The 15,702-nt window shown below is 37.6% G+C and carries 10 protein-coding genes; 6 read left to right on the forward strand and 4 right to left on the reverse strand.

The window, feature by feature from the left end:
* Nucleotides 1-43: 43 nt before the first annotated feature.
* Together QNH43_RS23485 and QNH43_RS23490 are read right to left on the reverse strand one after the other, a co-directional pair.
* On the reverse strand, nucleotides 44-1,513 hold the full coding sequence (locus tag QNH43_RS23485) for a multicopper oxidase family protein (protein ID WP_283918437.1): 1,470 nt from the start codon (nucleotides 1,511-1,513) through the stop codon (nucleotides 44-46).
* A gap of 643 nt (nucleotides 1,514-2,156) precedes the next feature.
* Nucleotides 2,157-3,326 carry an MFS transporter gene (locus QNH43_RS23490; protein WP_283915919.1) on the reverse strand — a complete coding sequence of 390 codons (1,170 nt, stop codon included), beginning with the start codon at nucleotides 3,324-3,326 and terminating at the stop codon, nucleotides 2,157-2,159.
* Between the two features lie 532 nt (nucleotides 3,327-3,858).
* Between QNH43_RS23490 and QNH43_RS23495 the strand changes: the two genes are divergently transcribed.
* Together QNH43_RS23495 and brnQ are read left to right on the forward strand one after the other, a co-directional pair.
* Entirely contained in the window at nucleotides 3,859-5,538 is a 1,680-nt protein-coding gene (locus QNH43_RS23495; protein WP_283915920.1) for a NucA/NucB deoxyribonuclease domain-containing protein, read from the forward strand.
* A 633-nt stretch (nucleotides 5,539-6,171) separates the two neighbouring features.
* Nucleotides 6,172-7,515: a branched-chain amino acid transport system II carrier protein gene (gene brnQ, locus QNH43_RS23500; protein WP_283915921.1), complete on the forward strand. Its 1,344-nt coding sequence runs from the start codon at nucleotides 6,172-6,174 to the stop codon at nucleotides 7,513-7,515.
* Nucleotides 7,516-7,694: 179 nt separating this feature from the next.
* Here brnQ and bla read toward each other — a convergent pair whose 3' ends face one another.
* Nucleotides 7,695-8,627 (reverse strand): class A beta-lactamase, encoded by a 933-nt coding sequence (gene bla / locus QNH43_RS23505; RefSeq protein WP_283915922.1) that lies wholly within the window; start codon nucleotides 8,625-8,627, stop codon nucleotides 7,695-7,697.
* A gap of 301 nt (nucleotides 8,628-8,928) precedes the next feature.
* Between bla and QNH43_RS23510 the strand changes: the two genes are divergently transcribed.
* The 3 genes from QNH43_RS23510 (at nucleotide 8,929) to QNH43_RS23520 (ending at nucleotide 12,719) form a co-directional block, all read left to right on the forward strand.
* On the forward strand, nucleotides 8,929-10,740 hold the full coding sequence (locus QNH43_RS23510) for a BlaR1 family beta-lactam sensor/signal transducer (RefSeq protein ID WP_283915923.1): 1,812 nt from the start codon (nucleotides 8,929-8,931) through the stop codon (nucleotides 10,738-10,740).
* Complete coding sequence (gene blaI / locus QNH43_RS23515) at nucleotides 10,721-11,101, forward strand: penicillinase repressor BlaI (protein ID WP_076370322.1); 381 nt, start codon at nucleotides 10,721-10,723, stop codon at nucleotides 11,099-11,101. The genes QNH43_RS23510 and blaI overlap by 20 nt, the downstream gene beginning before the upstream one ends.
* Before the next feature lie 481 nt (nucleotides 11,102-11,582).
* Entirely contained in the window at nucleotides 11,583-12,719 is a 1,137-nt protein-coding gene (locus QNH43_RS23520; protein ID WP_283915924.1) for a site-2 protease family protein, read from the forward strand.
* 264 nt (nucleotides 12,720-12,983) lie between these two features.
* On the opposite strand, the gene QNH43_RS23525 is transcribed toward QNH43_RS23520, so the two are convergent.
* Complete coding sequence (locus QNH43_RS23525) at nucleotides 12,984-13,424, reverse strand: cell wall hydrolase (protein ID WP_283915925.1); 441 nt, start codon at nucleotides 13,422-13,424, stop codon at nucleotides 12,984-12,986.
* 885 nt (nucleotides 13,425-14,309) lie between these two features.
* Here QNH43_RS23525 and QNH43_RS23530 point away from each other — a divergent pair.
* Nucleotides 14,310-15,584 carry an IS110 family RNA-guided transposase gene (locus tag QNH43_RS23530; RefSeq protein WP_283915879.1) on the forward strand — a complete coding sequence of 425 codons (1,275 nt, stop codon included), beginning with the start codon at nucleotides 14,310-14,312 and terminating at the stop codon, nucleotides 15,582-15,584.
* The last annotated feature ends 118 nt before the right edge of the window (nucleotides 15,585-15,702 follow it).

Raw genomic sequence — 15,702 nt, forward strand, 5'->3', positions numbered from 1 at the left:
ACTTTTATAAGAAATATCGACCTATGACCTGTTATCTAGTTCATTAGTGCTTTCTTATGGTCAATGGTCGCATCATGTCATGGTCTTCGTGCTCCAACTTATGACAATGCCATACATACTTTCCAGCAAATGGTTCAAATCGCATGATGATTCGAACCGTTTCTCCCGCGTTGACTGTCACTGTATCTTTTAAGCCAAAATCAGTGGGAAGAGGTTGTTTGAAGTTTCCATTACTGTCACGGCGTTCAAGGACGAGAAAATCCACCAAGTGAAGATGAATTGGATGGCCACCGTCAGTTATGTTTTCCAGCTCCCATATTTCAACCGAATCAAGTAGAGGTGTTTCTGTCACTGGATCATCCCACTCTTTTCCATCTAACAAAAGCATAGGACGTCCAAATTCATCCTGTGTCTCCACAAGAGTTAAGTGTCTTACCTTTTTGACTTCTGTGAGTGGAATATGATCAATATTACTTAAAATCGCCGGCACTTGACTGTTGTCCTTTCCTTTTAAGGGCTTTGTCACTTTGAATGCCATCACATCACCTGTAGGATTTCCTAATTCAAACTGGTTTTGCAAGATGATGGTTTCGCCTTGCAATTTAGAGAAGTCCACAACGATGTCTATCCGCTCAGCTGAACCAACTAGTAGACTTTGTACCTCAATCGGCCGTTCAAGAAGCCCCCCGTCTGTTCCGATTAAAAAAAAAGACTGGGAATTACTTAATTGAAACTGGTATGCGCGAGAGTTAGAAGCGTTTACTATACGAAATCTGTATTTGCGGGGCTCCACGTTTAAATAAGGCCAAACTTTCCCGTTCACTACGATTGTTTCTCCAAAAAAACCAGGAACGATAGATGGAAAAGGTAAATCTGGTGAGGGATTGCTTGGCTGGGCTGGATACAACAGAGATCCATCTGGATTAAATGACTTATCCTGGACGATGAGTGGTACCTCATATTTTCCCTTCGGAAGAGGCAGCGCCTTCTCTTCTTCATCGCGTATTAAATAAAGCCCTGCAAGACCTGCATACACATTTAACCGGGTGATACCAAGGGCATGGTCATGATACCAAAGAGTGGTCGCTCTTTCACGGTTTGGGTATTTGTAGGTCTTTGTTACAAACTCTGCTCCTGTTTGCCCAAAATTTTTGGTAAACCACGCCTCGGGGTGTCCATCACTTGCTGGTGTACTCGGACTTCCGTGTAAATGTACAACGGTTCGAACTTCAGGGTTATGAGAAGCCCCATGAATCGTTGTATCGATGGGTAAAAAATGTTTTTTAGGTAATTTATTTTTCCATTTCACGTATATAGGTTTGTCTTTCTTGACTTCAAACGTTGGACCAGGCACTAACCCGTTATACGCCCATACTTTTGTTTTGGGCAAATTTTGATGAAATTGATGTCGTGTTTGTACCATGCTTACAACATAAGGGTTATTTTTGGTAGTTTTTCTTGATTTGATTACCGGCGGAATTGGGAGTCGATCAACAAATTTCTTAAATTGCATATTTTCTTTTTTTTTCACTCCTTTAATTTATAAATATTGAAAACAAAGGAAGGTTCATGGCTTGAACCGTGAGACTGGTCGAAAGCAAAAAGAGATTTAAATGGCCTTTTACCAACTCTTCAAATTGAATTTCGGGAAAACATCGGAAACTTCGTTCACTAATGCCACACGAACACAATGGAATACTCCCTCATTAAAATACAAGCTATATATTATTTTATGGCGTTAAAAACGTTATGAAACGACACATGTCCGAGATGTAAGTATAAAAACACTGGAAATAGTAAAATGGTCTACCCCACATCCCCCCTTTCTATCAAATTATGAAATGAATAAGGGGAGTGCTTGTTTAAAGAGCCAAACAAATGTATAGGTATAGCGTTAAAATTTTCCGTTTTTTTAGAATTTGTGTCAAATACGACATAAAAGAGAGATAAAAATTTCATCTCTCTTGTTCATCTATCCTTGCCTTTTAGTTCCATAAGAAAAAACTGCCTTAAAGACAGCTCCGATCTTCACCTAACGCACCCGTTAGTAAGGCGCGATTCTTATAAAAGAATCACGCCTTTAATGGAAGCATATTCATTTTTTGTTCATACTCTGCTAACTACTTATAAACTGCATCCTATCAATCTTTTAAGATCTATGTTGCTTTTCTTACGTTAATAGAGAGCATTCTAAATAACAAAATAGATGCAATCAAGGCGATGATCCCATTAATCAGGAATGAAATCTCAGCGCCAAATATCTGCCATAACAAACCTGTAAGCAAAGAAGCCGGAAATAGGCCAATCCCCGTAATCATGGCATAGAAACCAAGTGCAGTTCCCTTACTTTCTGGATTGGATATATCAGCAACCAGCGCCTTTTCGACCCCTTTAGTAAAAGCTGAATACAGCCCATATAATGTAAATAGACCGATTAAACCAATCGTTGTATTTACTTCCGCAAAACCAATATATACAAATCCATATAATGCATATCCTACAGTTAGTATACCTCTTCGTCCGTATCGATCTGAGAACGCTCCGGAAATATATGAAAATAAAGACGCAGTAAGGTGAAAGAGTAGATATAATAATAGAACATTGGCAGTAGAAACCCCCAAATCTGCTGCTCTTAGTAAAAGAAACGAATTTGATGAATTCACAATAGTGAAGAGAAATACAATTAACAATAATTTTTTTACATTCGGATTTAGAAGTTTCACATCAAGTTTAGGTTTCGTGGCAGGCGGCATTTCTTTCACTATTGGTTCATGCTTTCTTTCCTTTATGCCCAATAACAGTAGCCAACCAATAATTACAGGGATTAAAGAATACAGGAATACATCATGAAAGTTTTGATTTCCATTCATCTGTAATATGAAATAAGCAGCTCCAATCCCGATGGAAGCACCTAACATATCCATCATTTGATGTAATCCAAAAACCCTTCCTTGTTTATTTTTTCCTCCAGACTCGGATATAAGAGCATCTCTTGGAGCCGTCCGTATCCCTTTTCCCGTACGATCTATCAGTTTCCATATGAAAACGCCGACCCAGGAACTTGAAATAATCAAAGTTATTCTTCCTAAACCCGATAAGCCATAACCAAACAAAGCAAACCCTTTTCTATTTTTCAAACGATCCGAACGACGACCAGAGAAAAATTTCAAAAAACTTGCCAAGGTTTCTGATAAACCATCTACAATCCCAATAATTAAAGGGCCAGACGAAGCAAGAATAATCGGGATTAAAGGAGTCACCATATAGGTACCCATATCTGTAAAAAAACTAACGAAGCTTAATAACCAAATGTTGCTGTTTTTCAATTCGAAACCGCCCCTTAAATATAAATTGCTGAATGATCAACTCTGGTAATGAACTACATCACCCGTTTGTTCAAGTGAATCACTTCACAATAATGAACAATTTACAAACGAAGAAATACTAATAAAATTTCCCAATAAATGAAATTATATCATTTAATAATCTATAGAGTAAGCATTGAAATCAAAACGTTCAAAATATTCCAGTTTGTTGGTCCGATACATTTATAAGAACGCATTCCCTGCTTCGGAAAAGCTACCTGCAATTGAATTACATATCCTCGTCTTTAACCAACTTTTAATGCAACATCTTTATTGTCTTCAACATTATCAGGTCTTTTGAATCGGCCACCATCTTCCTATTTATTTATTATTTGGTAAAAAATGTAGGTTGATAGCATTATTTGATTTGGAATGTATTGTCAAACATTTTATTTTGTAGTAACCTATCAGCGATTTAAATCACACTGACCTAATAGCGCACTAGTCCATGGGTAATAAACAGCTGTTACTGCTCAATAAGGGAGGAATTATAATGTCCAGGTTAAACAAGAAATTATTTACAATTGTCCTTGTCATGCTTTTGACTCTTGGCATCTTTGCACCTGTACAGACACAAGCAACTTCAGAAGGTGGAGGATACTGGGTTCCAGACGAAAAGATCAAGAAGGCAACCGAACTGATGAAGCAAGGCAAATCCCTCGGGGAGCTTGAAATCAAACAAGATCAAATCCAGCAAAAAGAAGGCATTCAGACATTAGATGAATTGATGGAAGTAGACCAGCAAAGTAAAGCGACATACAAAGCGAACTTGGCACCTCCGATCAAGACGGCGGTCGGATGGGTACCCCCGGAATTTGACTATGATCATATCCAGACTGTAGATGAATGCCGGAGAAGTCCTGACAGCAGTTCAGAAACAGGGTATATCAAGAACCGTTATTCCTTCTGTTGGTCCCATGTGGCGACATATCAAGTCCCTATAAAATGCATCGGAGGGATCTGTATAAACGCAGGGGTTCAATTCCAATTCACGGAAATAGGTTATGGTTCCAACCAAAGCCGGAACATGAGAATCTATTATACACTTGACGATATCATCGTGACCGATCCAGCTTTAAATGGAGCCAAGTTGAAAATCGATATGGTATGTGAATCGAAATTGAACGCAGGTGACTGTAAAGAGGATCCCGACTATCCACCGACAGAACGAACGATCGCCCACTGGAAAAACACGAACTTCGATACAGAAATCTTCACCTCAGAAGCGCCCCCAGCAACTGATTCAAATCCTGACCAGTTGGGATACATGGAATTTTGGCCGAAACTCACCCTTACCCATTCAGCAAGGAAATACAAAAAAAGCATAGATGGCATCAAACAGACCGTCCGTTATGACTCTGCAAAATACATGTTCGCTTTCCCAGATCAATATTTCTGGCAAGGAGCCGTATTCAGCAAAGCCACACCGGTCTTCAATGTCCCGATCACGAAACCGGAATTCGAAATGCTAACTGAAGCCGGCCAGCATTGGAAGGACGCCATGGACCACCCAGAACAGACAAAGCCTCAAATGGTTGGAAAGAAAATACCTGGAGCCGTTGGAGACAGCACACTGACACGGATGTATACAAAACGTCATCAGGAGGAATACAACCGTAATAGGAACAAGACAAGAAGGATTTGTGACCGGGAGTTCGGAGATGAAGATCGGACAGGAAAGCAGTGTGACGAATATCCTTTCGCTTCCACCTGGGAAGGTTCATCGACGAACGGATCGGATAATTTTTCGGTAAGAATGATTTCCGCTGATTCGAACGGTGCTGCAGGTACATGGCTCGGTGCCTGGTACGCCTATGACCGGATTCTGGATGGGGACGCTTTTAATGTGGAGGTCGAAGCTCCCGAGAAAATCGCGACGATTCGATCGGAAGGTCAGCCTCAGGACGGCCAGGATAACCGATCGAGTGATAACTTCACGATTGGGAACATCCCTACTTACGCGACCAAGTTACAATGGAAAATCGTCGACGGCCCTAAAGATGCAAAATTCGATGTCATGAAAGACATCAGCTTCGGTATCGACGAAACGATCTTCTATGATCTTACAGACGGGTCCGAGTCAGAAATCAAAACGAGTGAAGATTTCTACATCGCCAGACCGGAAAACACCAATGGAGAAAGCTTCACTGTCGAAGTCTATGCAATCCCCTAATAATAGAAGTTTAGTTGAATAAAAGACGAAGGCTAGTCAAAAGAGCTTGGACTCCAATCTAAGCTCTTTTGACTAGGTATTTATAGTGACTGCCTCCATCATATCCCCGATAACGAAATAAGCAAATTATGTATTATTCACGGATAACATTCCAATTCATTTTCAAGCTTGTTAGAAACACTCCTTAATTCTCTTCTACATTTAATCCACTATGGTTCTTGTTTCACTAATCTGATACGTTGTTTTTTCAAAGCTACCACTTTTATCCCCCCAATGACAACTTTATTTCTTGTTTTTTTCCTCCTTTGTATCCTTTAAAGAGAAAGAAGTATGTATTACAATATATCAATAGTTATAAAATGTCATTTTAGTCAATGATTACATATCACTAATAGGGGGCTAAGAGGGGAATTTTCTGCATTTCATAGAGATTATCATTTCATGGTAGTAACAACAATTTGCTTGTCGTTAAAAAAGAACCTTATTGCATATTTAATAAGGCCGCCCAAAAGGATAAACTTATTAACAGGTCATAATACAATACAATCTTATGTATTTAGTTCGTGATCAATTTTTTGAAAATTATTTCTTTTTTGAAAAAGTAAAATTTAGTTCTTTCATGGAGGTTTTAATTTGGCTACTAGAGTACCATTTTCATTTATATTGGTTATTGGTTTAATGTTATTTGCTCTATTTTTTGGGGCAGGAAATTTAATTTTTCCACCAATGCTTGGTCAATCAGCAGGAATGAATATCTGGTCGGCAAATGCAGGGTTTTTAATAACAGGAGTTGGCTTACCGTTACTTGGTGTGTTAGCACTTGGTTTTTCGGGGAAAGATGATTTACAGTCGTTAGCAAGTCGGGTCCATCCTGTATTCGGCATTGTATTCACAACCGTTCTTTATTTAGCCATTGGTCCTTTATTTGCTTTGCCTAGATCAGGAAACGTTTCTTTTGAAATCGGTGTAAAACCTTTTTTGTCCGACAATCCAGGCTCTGCACCTTTACTTATTTTTACCATCATCTTTTTTAGCATTACGTGCCTTTTTTCGATCAATCCCGCGAAAGTTGTCGGAATTGTCGGGAAAATATTAACACCAATCAAGATAACGTTCATTGGAATCTTAGTAGTGGTTGCTTTTAAACATCCAATCGGGGATTTTCAAGCACCTATTAAGAATTATTCAGTTCAACCATTTTTTAATGGGTTTAGAGAAGGGTATTTAACAATGGATACGCTTGCATCTTTTGTTTTTGGCATCATCATCATTAATGCCATTAAAGAAAAAGGTGCTAAAACAAAAAAACAAATTATGGTTGTTTGTGCAAAAGCAACTGGGATTGCTGCCTTTTTCCTGGCAACCATGTATTCAGCTCTTTCTTATATGGGTGCTTCAAGTGTAGAAAAACTTGGGCACCTGGAAAATGGAGGCACCATCTTGGCAAAAGTCTCGGATTATTATTTTGGAGCTTATGGCGGGATATTATTAGGATTAATGATTACAGTAGCTTGTTTAACAACAAGCGTAGGACTTGTTACATCTTGTTCTTCATTCTTCCATAAACTATTTCCAAAGGTACCTTACAAAACAATTGCTATTAGTTTATCTATTTTCAGTGCAATAGTTGCCAATATTGGGCTGACACAGTTAATCGCTGTTTCCATTCCTCTATTAACAGCTATTTATCCATTAGCCATTGTATTAATTTTCTTGACATTTTTTCATTCTTTATTTAAAGGGAAAGCTGAAGTGTATCAAGGAAGCTTACTTTTAACATTTATAATTAGTTTATTTGATGGATTAAATCGAGCTGGCATACACTTTTCTTCCATTAATAATTTTTTTAATGAAATTCTTCCTATGTACGATGTCGGACTGGGGTGGATCATTCCCGCAATTGTTGGAGGATTTATTGGATTTAGCAGCAGCATACTACGAGGGAAATTCGGTCTTAATCCCCCAACCAGTAGTTAAGTAAATATTAAAATAAGGTCAACCCAGTGATTCTTTACTGGTTGACCTTTTAAAATTGTATGTCGAAGCCAGGAACTCCCTAGTTCCGCGGATAATGAAAGACATCACCATAACAATCGTTTTAGTAATTAATCTACTAAAAAGGTTACTTAACGTACCTTTTTCAGTACAATCATATTCTATTTATTTTTGGCTTTAAGGGCCTTAATTACTTCTTTTGTTGTCTCAGCAATAAGGTCGTCGTTGTAATCGGCATCTTTTTTATCACGACTTGAAAGTACAGCAAGAACAATAGGATCTCCTTTTGATGGCCAAATGATCGAAATGTCATTTCGCGTACCATATGAGCCTGCTCCAGTCTTATCAGCCACTACCCAACCTTTCGGCACTCCAGCACGAATTAACGCATCTCCAGTAGTATTTCTCTTCATCCAATCTATTAAAAGTTCACGTTTCTCAGTTGGAAGTGCATCTCCCAATGTAAAAGCCTGAAGACTGGTAGCAAGTGCCCTTGGTGTACTCGTATCATGAGTTTCACCAGGATTGACTTCATTTAAGTCTGGCTCAAATCGCTCAGGGTTGGTAACATTATCCCCGATTTCCTCCAGTGCCTTTTTAAACCCAGTCGGTCCCCCCAGTTGTTTAAGGATAAGGTTTCCAGCAGTATTGTCACTGTATCGAAGAGAAGCATCAGAAAGCTCCTTAAGAGTCAGCCCCGTATCAACATGCTTTTCTGTAATCGGATTATAATTGACAAGATCTTCACGTGTATAGGTAATTCTTTGATTAAGATCTTCTATTGATTTCTGTTGTAAAAGTGCTCCTACAGCAAGAGCCTTATGAGTGGATGCATAAGCAAAACGCTCATCTGGATGATAGGCTACTGTTTGGTTTGTACCAGTGTCCAACGCAAAGACACCAAGTTTAGCATCAAATTTTTCTTCAAGCTTAGCAAAAGCATGATTATTGGCAGTTTCTTGTTTTTTAGGTTTAGTTAATTCAGCATTAACGCTATTGTTTGAACAACCTACAAGCGTTGCACATGAAAGAAATAGAACTGGCACAATTTTTCTGAATGCGGAAGTACTAAAAATGTTGCTCAATGATTTCATAAGATTCAACCTCTTTCTAAAATATATTTATTCTCCTGGGATAGCAGCCGGCTCTTTAACTCTTGCACCCTATCTTTTGTTCATGATGCAGACCTCCTGATTATTTGATTAGACTCTTATGTACGAGTTGAAAAAACCAAGGAGTCTTAACGGATTACATTTGTAGTCTTGTTACATCTGTAGTACAGTATTACATATGTAATCAAATAAAGTCAATTTTATTTTTTTAACCTCAAGCCACTATAAATATGCTATATACCTGTTTTTAAAATTTAAAAGTCGAGAGTAGGTATTGAATGATATGTTTTTAACTCATTTTATAATAGGTCTATTGGTGTCTTCATTTTCCGTTGCTGTCATTCTGCTTATACGAAAATGGTTTGGAAGACAATTAACAGCAAAATGGCACTATCATTTGTGGATGTTTCTTTTCATGGCTTTAGCACTTCCATTCATACCCACTGATTTATATAATTTTAGTACTCTCTTTAGCGGTGGGGATGCATATCAGACTAATGCACCCAGCTCTAATATGAAAATAACTGGAACTGATATGATACAAGGCCTGCACCTAATACAAGACTTTTCTGTATCGGTCAATCGGCCGGACCTGTCCTTACTTAATATTGGAGTGATGGGTTTATGGATGTCAGGGATGCTTTTATTTACCTTTACTCTGGTTCGTGGATGGCTCACACTTAGAAGGATAAAGAATTATTCTTCTCCGTTTTCCAATCAAGAAGTTCTCGTGCTTTTCGAGGAATGCAAGAAAAGACTACAGATTAAAAAATCAATAAAGATTGTTATTTCGAAAAGAGTCCAATCTCCAATGATATTCGGACTTTTTCAAACATATATCGTCTTACCTTCCCAGCATGAAAACTGGCTTAGCTTGAAAAATTACGAGTATATCTTTCTTCATGAACTGAGTCACTATAAAAACAAGGATTTGCTGACGAATTACGTGATATTGTTCTATCAAATCATTTATTGGTTTAATCCCCTTGTATGGCTTGCTTTTAGGGAAATGAGATTGGATCGGGAAATCGCATGTGATACATCTGTTTTACAGTTACTAGATGATCATTCATATATTGAATATGGAAATACAATCATTAATTTTTTGGATCTTTCAAATCGGTCAAGTAAGCTACAGATCGTGACACATTTAAACGGTTCGAAGCTTCAAATCAAAAAACGGATTGAACGAATTTCTGCCTATAAACATTCCAGAAAAAAGTCAATAAGAAAAAGCGTCGTTATTTATGTGTTGGCCAGTATCATTTTGACAATCCAATTACCTTTCGTTTCCGCATTTGCGACGGAAAACGACCAATACTATTTTAATAATGATGGAGTCGTTTTTGAGGATTTACATCAATTCTTTAAAGGGTATGAAGGAAGCTTTGTTTTATATGATCATGACGCACAGCAATATCGCATTTATAATGAAGAGAAAAGTACATTGCGGGTATCACCTGATTCCACATATAAAATCTATAGTGCCTTATTTGCACTGGAATCGAATGTGATATCTCCCGAAGAATCCACCCTTTCATGGGATGGGACGGAGCAACCCTATGACGCTTGGAATATGGATCAGGATGTCTCATCTGCTTTACAAAATTCTGTAAACTGGTATTTCCAAGCATTAGATCGCAGAACAGGATTCGAAACAATACAATCCAATCTACAAGAGATAAACTATGGAAATTCCGATGTATCTGGGGGATTGGGTGAATTCTGGCTCGAATCCTCATTGAAAATTTCTCCAGTCGAGCAGGTCCAACTGCTGCAAGCCTTTTATTACAATCAATTGGGATATAAGGAATTGCATATCCAAGCTGTAAAGGACGCCCTACTCTTAGAAAAGAATGAGGAAGCTAGCCTTTCAGGGAAAACAGGTACAGGAACAGTGAATGGAAAAAACATCAATGGTTGGTTTATCGGGTATGTAGAGACGAAGAACAATACTTATTTCTTTGCTACCAATATACAAAATGAAGATGATTCATCTGGAAGCAAGGCGGGAGAAATTACTTTATCAATTTTAAAAGATTTAGGAATCTATAAAGAAAATGGAGGGGAGAAAAATGGAGAAAAACATTCCTAGCATATCAGAATCAGAATGGGAAATCATGAACGTGCTTTGGGATAAAGCCCCTCAAACAGCAAATGACATCATAGTTTCCTTACAGGAGAGTAGCCATTGGAAGCCGAAAACCATACGCACTCTTCTCGATCGATTGGTTCAAAAAGATGTAGTAGGTGTCAATAAAAATCTAAGAGTTTACACCTTTTACCCGCTCTATACACAGGAAGAGTGCCAGCGTGCCGAGACCGAATCATTCATCAACCGTATCTATGGAGGTACCTTGAAATCCATGCTTGTCCAATTCATTCAGGAAGATACCCTATCTGATGATGATATCAATGAACTACGCTTTATTTTAAATAAGAAGCCTAAAAAGTAATAATAAAAAAAAGCGATTTGGAATTTTTCCAAATCGCTTTTTTCGGTCGAAATCGAATAGCTGAGGACATATTTCTCATATCGCTTTATTTTCTGTAAATACTATGCCAGTTTGCCCTAAAAAACAAGTGCAGGCTATATGAAAGGGGCCATTAACTATGAAGGATGAATTTATTCAACTAAACTGCCCTGTTAGCTTAAGTAGAAATTTTCACAATCTCATATTAATTTAATATAAATACCTAATCCGAGTTTTTATATTTTCTATTTTTTAATCAACCTTTATCTTTAACATAACCAAATATAAAAAAGTGTAATACTTGAAGTTAATAATCTAGAAAAATTTTCCTTAAAGGAAAAGAAAAGGATTATCGAATACGATATAATAAGGATATTAGTAAGCTGATAAATCAAGAAGGAGCTCAGATAGACATAGTGTCAATGGGGTCATCTGTTTTCCCATTTACTATAGGAGGTACATTTTGAAAAAATCTAAATCGAATAAAGGATGGTTAAGTTTGGGGGCAATCGGGTTATTTTTCCTAGGAAAAATGAAATGGTTGTTTGCGCTATTGAAAATAGCAAAAGTAGGTTCTCTGATTTCTATTTTCGTTTCATTAGGAGCGTATGCCTTGGTTTACGGTTGGAAATTTGCCGTAGCCCTAGTCTATCTAATTTACATCCATGAAATGGGGCATTTACTAGCTGCTAAAAGAAAAGGCATCAAAACATCCAATGCCATTTTCATCCCTTTTGTCGGAGCGTTAATTGCCCTTAAGGAAGAACCCAAGAATGCTAATCAAGAAGCTTATCTTGCCTTCGGAGGTCCTTTATTAGGTACATTAGCATTTCTACCAGCCATCCCTCTATTTATGATGACGGAAAATCCATTTTGGCTTTTAGTTATTACACTTGGAGCCATGATTAACCTATTTAATCTAATGCCTGTACATCCTCTTGATGGAGGACGTATAGTGGGAGTCATATCCACAAAGCTTTGGATATTAGGGATTATCGGAATGGTTGTATATTTGTTTCTCCATCCAAATCCATTTTTAATTCTTTTCTTATTATTGGGTATTTCTAAGTGGTGGAAAGAATTCCGTAGCGAGACAACCAGAAATCAAAGAGACAACATCATTGAATTGAATCAATTTGGTTTAAGGCAACTAGAACAATATGAAGGTGCAACAGATGAAGAAAAAATTCGCCTGGTTAATATTTGGAATATGGAGTTAAGCCAACTACATGAAAAGTTTAACAACATGAAGAGTTGGCATATCCCGCTATTTGATGATAATAAGCTAAAAGAAAAACAGCTGACCGAGGTAAAATTAAATATTTATAGGTCCTTAATGGATGCTGCTAATTCGAATGAATACCAGTACGGACCGACCGATTTTAAAAATATAGGCACGTATGAACGAATAGTAGCAACCTTCTTTAAAGAAGTTCAAGAACAAACTGAAATTAGGGATAAAGAGAAATCCTATTACTCATCGAGTCTCCAAACAAAAGTCATCTGGTTCTCATTATACATTGGGCTTGCCATTTTCTTAATGATAACAAGCTTATATGCAGGTGATTTAATGGAACAATATAAAACGTTATTACCTTAATACATTATGAAAAAGGGACCTCGATTATGAAGGTCCCCTTTGACTGTCTATTTATTTAGGCTTGTGAAACATTAATGTTGTTTATGTATAAATAAAAGAGACTACTTCTTGTACTCTCTTTTATTACACCCAATTGTACTAAAGTACCCGTTAGCTTAAGCACAATAATTCACAATCTTACTTTTTTAGATAAAAACTATTACTAAAAGTTTTATATTGTATAAATATTTTAAATATGTAAAAAAGCTTACTCAAAGAGTAAGCTTAACCTCTATAAACACTATCACATGTTCCAGGTTTTGGTTCATAAAAACAATGGTCTTTAAATTGACCAGTATGAGGTTGATCATACCATGTTGGAGGACATGGCGCATAGGGATTGAAATACCAAAGGGCATATCTAGCCGGATGCTGTCTCCAGTGCTTCAAATTCTGTTCTGCTAATCTTCTTTCAATACCTCTCGCTCTTTGATAAAATACGTTCCCTTTTTGAACAGCTTCAAAAGAATAATTTCCTCCTTGCACTTGATAAATGACTTGTGGAATTGTTCTTAAACCTTTAAAGTCTAAACAATTAGCTACAAGACGATTCACAATTACATTCCCAACAAATAACATTCCTAGTTGTCCTTCACCTTCGGCTTCTGCTCTCATCATCCTTGCCATTAAGTCAACGTCTGAACTTCGGTAACTTGCTCTTGCCATTTTTCCACCCCAAAAATATTGTATGAAAGATAGCCTACAGTCATGTCATTTTTTATGTAATATAAATGCTTAGTTATAATAACTTACAGCTTTTAAGTAAAATGAAAACTATTACATTCTTTTTTCCCTTTATTCAACTAAACTGCCCAGTTAGCCATCCATGAATCGCAAAAATCGGCGATTCACCACAAAGAATGAAAATGGTTAGGAAGTGTCAATACTGATACTGACCTTAATCCAGTCAACCCTAATCCATAGACTAATTAATTAACGCTCTCCTTTTTTTTAAAACGATTGAGCAGGGTCTTCTTAATTATTGTCATTTTTCATTTTTAAAGAAACTTATTTTCATGGTAGTTGTATAAAGGGGTATCGCCAACATTTCGGAAATTTTGTACGCTAAGCAAATTCAAACATAAAAAAGTCGAATTCCCTGTACGTTAAGGAACCGACTTTTTTATTTGGCTTCTTCAAGTAAAGCAACCCGATAGTGAACATTAATTATAGACTCATTATATTCACAGTAACGATTATTGCTAATGAAGCCCATACAAGAAAAAGGATTGCAGTAAGATGCGGGGATACTTCCTCTTGGATAGCTTTTATTAATGTAAATATAAAACTATATCCAAAAATGAAAAATAAAATTGCATATATTAAAAACAAAATATACATTCCTTTCGTACATTTAAGCTATTGAACTTTGTACTCACTATCCAGAATATAGAAAAAACCTACCTTAAAGACAGCTCAGATCTTCAGCTAACGCATCCGTTAGCATTCCTGTAGATCGTTAAATATCAGGTTTGAAAAAAATAGAGCCCCTCAGTAAGATACGAGTATAGAGACCAATCTAACTCAAAATCTTAAGGAGGAAGCCCTACTATGAATTTTAAAATGCAAAACAAACAAAATCAACTAATTGAGAGAATTACGGATCAACATCTAGTTGTTGGTGTGGATATTGCCCAACACGTACACGTGGCCCGTGCTGTAAACTTTCGGGGCATTGTGGTCGGGAAACCCCTTTCTTTTGAAAATAACGAGGAGGGTTTTACTAGCTTACTAAACTGGATCCAGGAACTAAAACAAATGAAAAATCTAGACACAACGATAGTCGGAATGGAACCTACCGGCCATTATTGGATAAACCTTTCAAAGTGGCTAGTCAAACAAAACATGGATGTCGTCACCGTCAATCCTCACCATGTCAAAAGAAACAAAGAAAATCGTGATAATACGCAATCCAAAAGTGATAAAAAAGATGCCCTTGTCATCGCTGATATGGTGAAGAATGGCTACTATGCCTTCGTTCGTTCCACTTCAGAATCATTTGAAAAACTTCGTGTCCTTATGGCTAACCGAGATGTGATCGTTAAGCGTCTTGTTAGCTCCATCAACCAAATTAATCGCTGGGTGGATGTTGTCTTTCCCGAGCTCCGGCAAGTGTTTAAAGACGTATCATGTAAAGGGGCAATCGCAACCCTACGCCTCTTTCCTACCCCAGCTGAATTATGTTCCTTACAGCCTCAAGATATCGTAACCGGATGGAAATCATGTATGAAGCGACATTCCGGGCATAAAAAAGCCCGTTCCCTGCTTGTATTGGCCAAGCGTTCAATTGGTACGAAACAAGCCCTTGATGCGTATAAACTTCATTTGGGACAGTTATTAGAGGAATATGATCTCGCTTCATCCCAACTCGAAAGAGTGACGCAAGAAGTCACAAACGTCTTGGAACAGATTCCATTCGTTAAGCAAATACTTGCCATTAAAGGAATCAGCGAGATTTCACTAGCGGGAATCTTAGGAGAAGCTGGAGATTTGAGTGGGTTCGCTCACGGGAATGCGCTCCTTCGTCATGCAGGATTGCATCTCGCTGAAGCAAGCTCTGGGAAGTGGAAAGGCCAAATTGTTCTTTCCAAACGTGGAAGATCACGCCTGCGGCGTTACATCTTCCTTGCGACCATGAGTCTGGTGATGAATAACCCTGAGTTTAAAGCCCTACACTCGAATAATGTTAAAGTGAAGAAGATTAAGAAAATGAAATCCATCATGAAACTTTGTGGAAAACTCGCCCGTGTCCTAGTAGGGATAGCTCGTAATGGCTCTGCCTATAAACCGGAAATGATCTTCTCAATTGAACAACTAGCAGCGTAAATTTACATTCACATTGTTATATAACGAAAGTTGGCTTATCCGTAGGATTTCAAAGAAAGCACGAAGTACTGGATGTAATGAACAAAAGGGCAATGACCCGTTCTGTTAGCAAAACCGG

Source organism: Peribacillus simplex (assembly GCF_030123325.1).
GTDB classification, from domain to species: Bacteria; Bacillota; Bacilli; order Bacillales; family DSM-1321; genus Peribacillus; species Peribacillus simplex_D.

What these genes read in the sequence shown, in the direction of transcription:
- QNH43_RS23485 (WP_283918437.1), bottom strand. Translation starts at nt 1,513, where the DNA reads ATGCAATTTAAGAAATTTGTTGATCGACTCCCAATTCCGCCGGTAATC.
- QNH43_RS23495 (WP_283915920.1), top strand. Translation starts at nt 3,859, where the DNA reads ATGTCCAGGTTAAACAAGAAATTATTTACAATTGTCCTTGTCATGCTT.
- bla (WP_283915922.1), bottom strand. Translation starts at nt 8,627, where the DNA reads ATGAAATCATTGAGCAACATTTTTAGTACTTCCGCATTCAGAAAAATT.
- QNH43_RS23510 (WP_283915923.1), top strand. Translation starts at nt 8,929, where the DNA reads ATGTTTTTAACTCATTTTATAATAGGTCTATTGGTGTCTTCATTTTCC.
- blaI (WP_076370322.1), top strand. Translation starts at nt 10,721, where the DNA reads ATGGAGAAAAACATTCCTAGCATATCAGAATCAGAATGGGAAATCATG.
- QNH43_RS23525 (WP_283915925.1), bottom strand. Translation starts at nt 13,424, where the DNA reads ATGGCAAGAGCAAGTTACCGAAGTTCAGACGTTGACTTAATGGCAAGG.
- QNH43_RS23530 (WP_283915879.1), top strand. Translation starts at nt 14,310, where the DNA reads ATGAATTTTAAAATGCAAAACAAACAAAATCAACTAATTGAGAGAATT.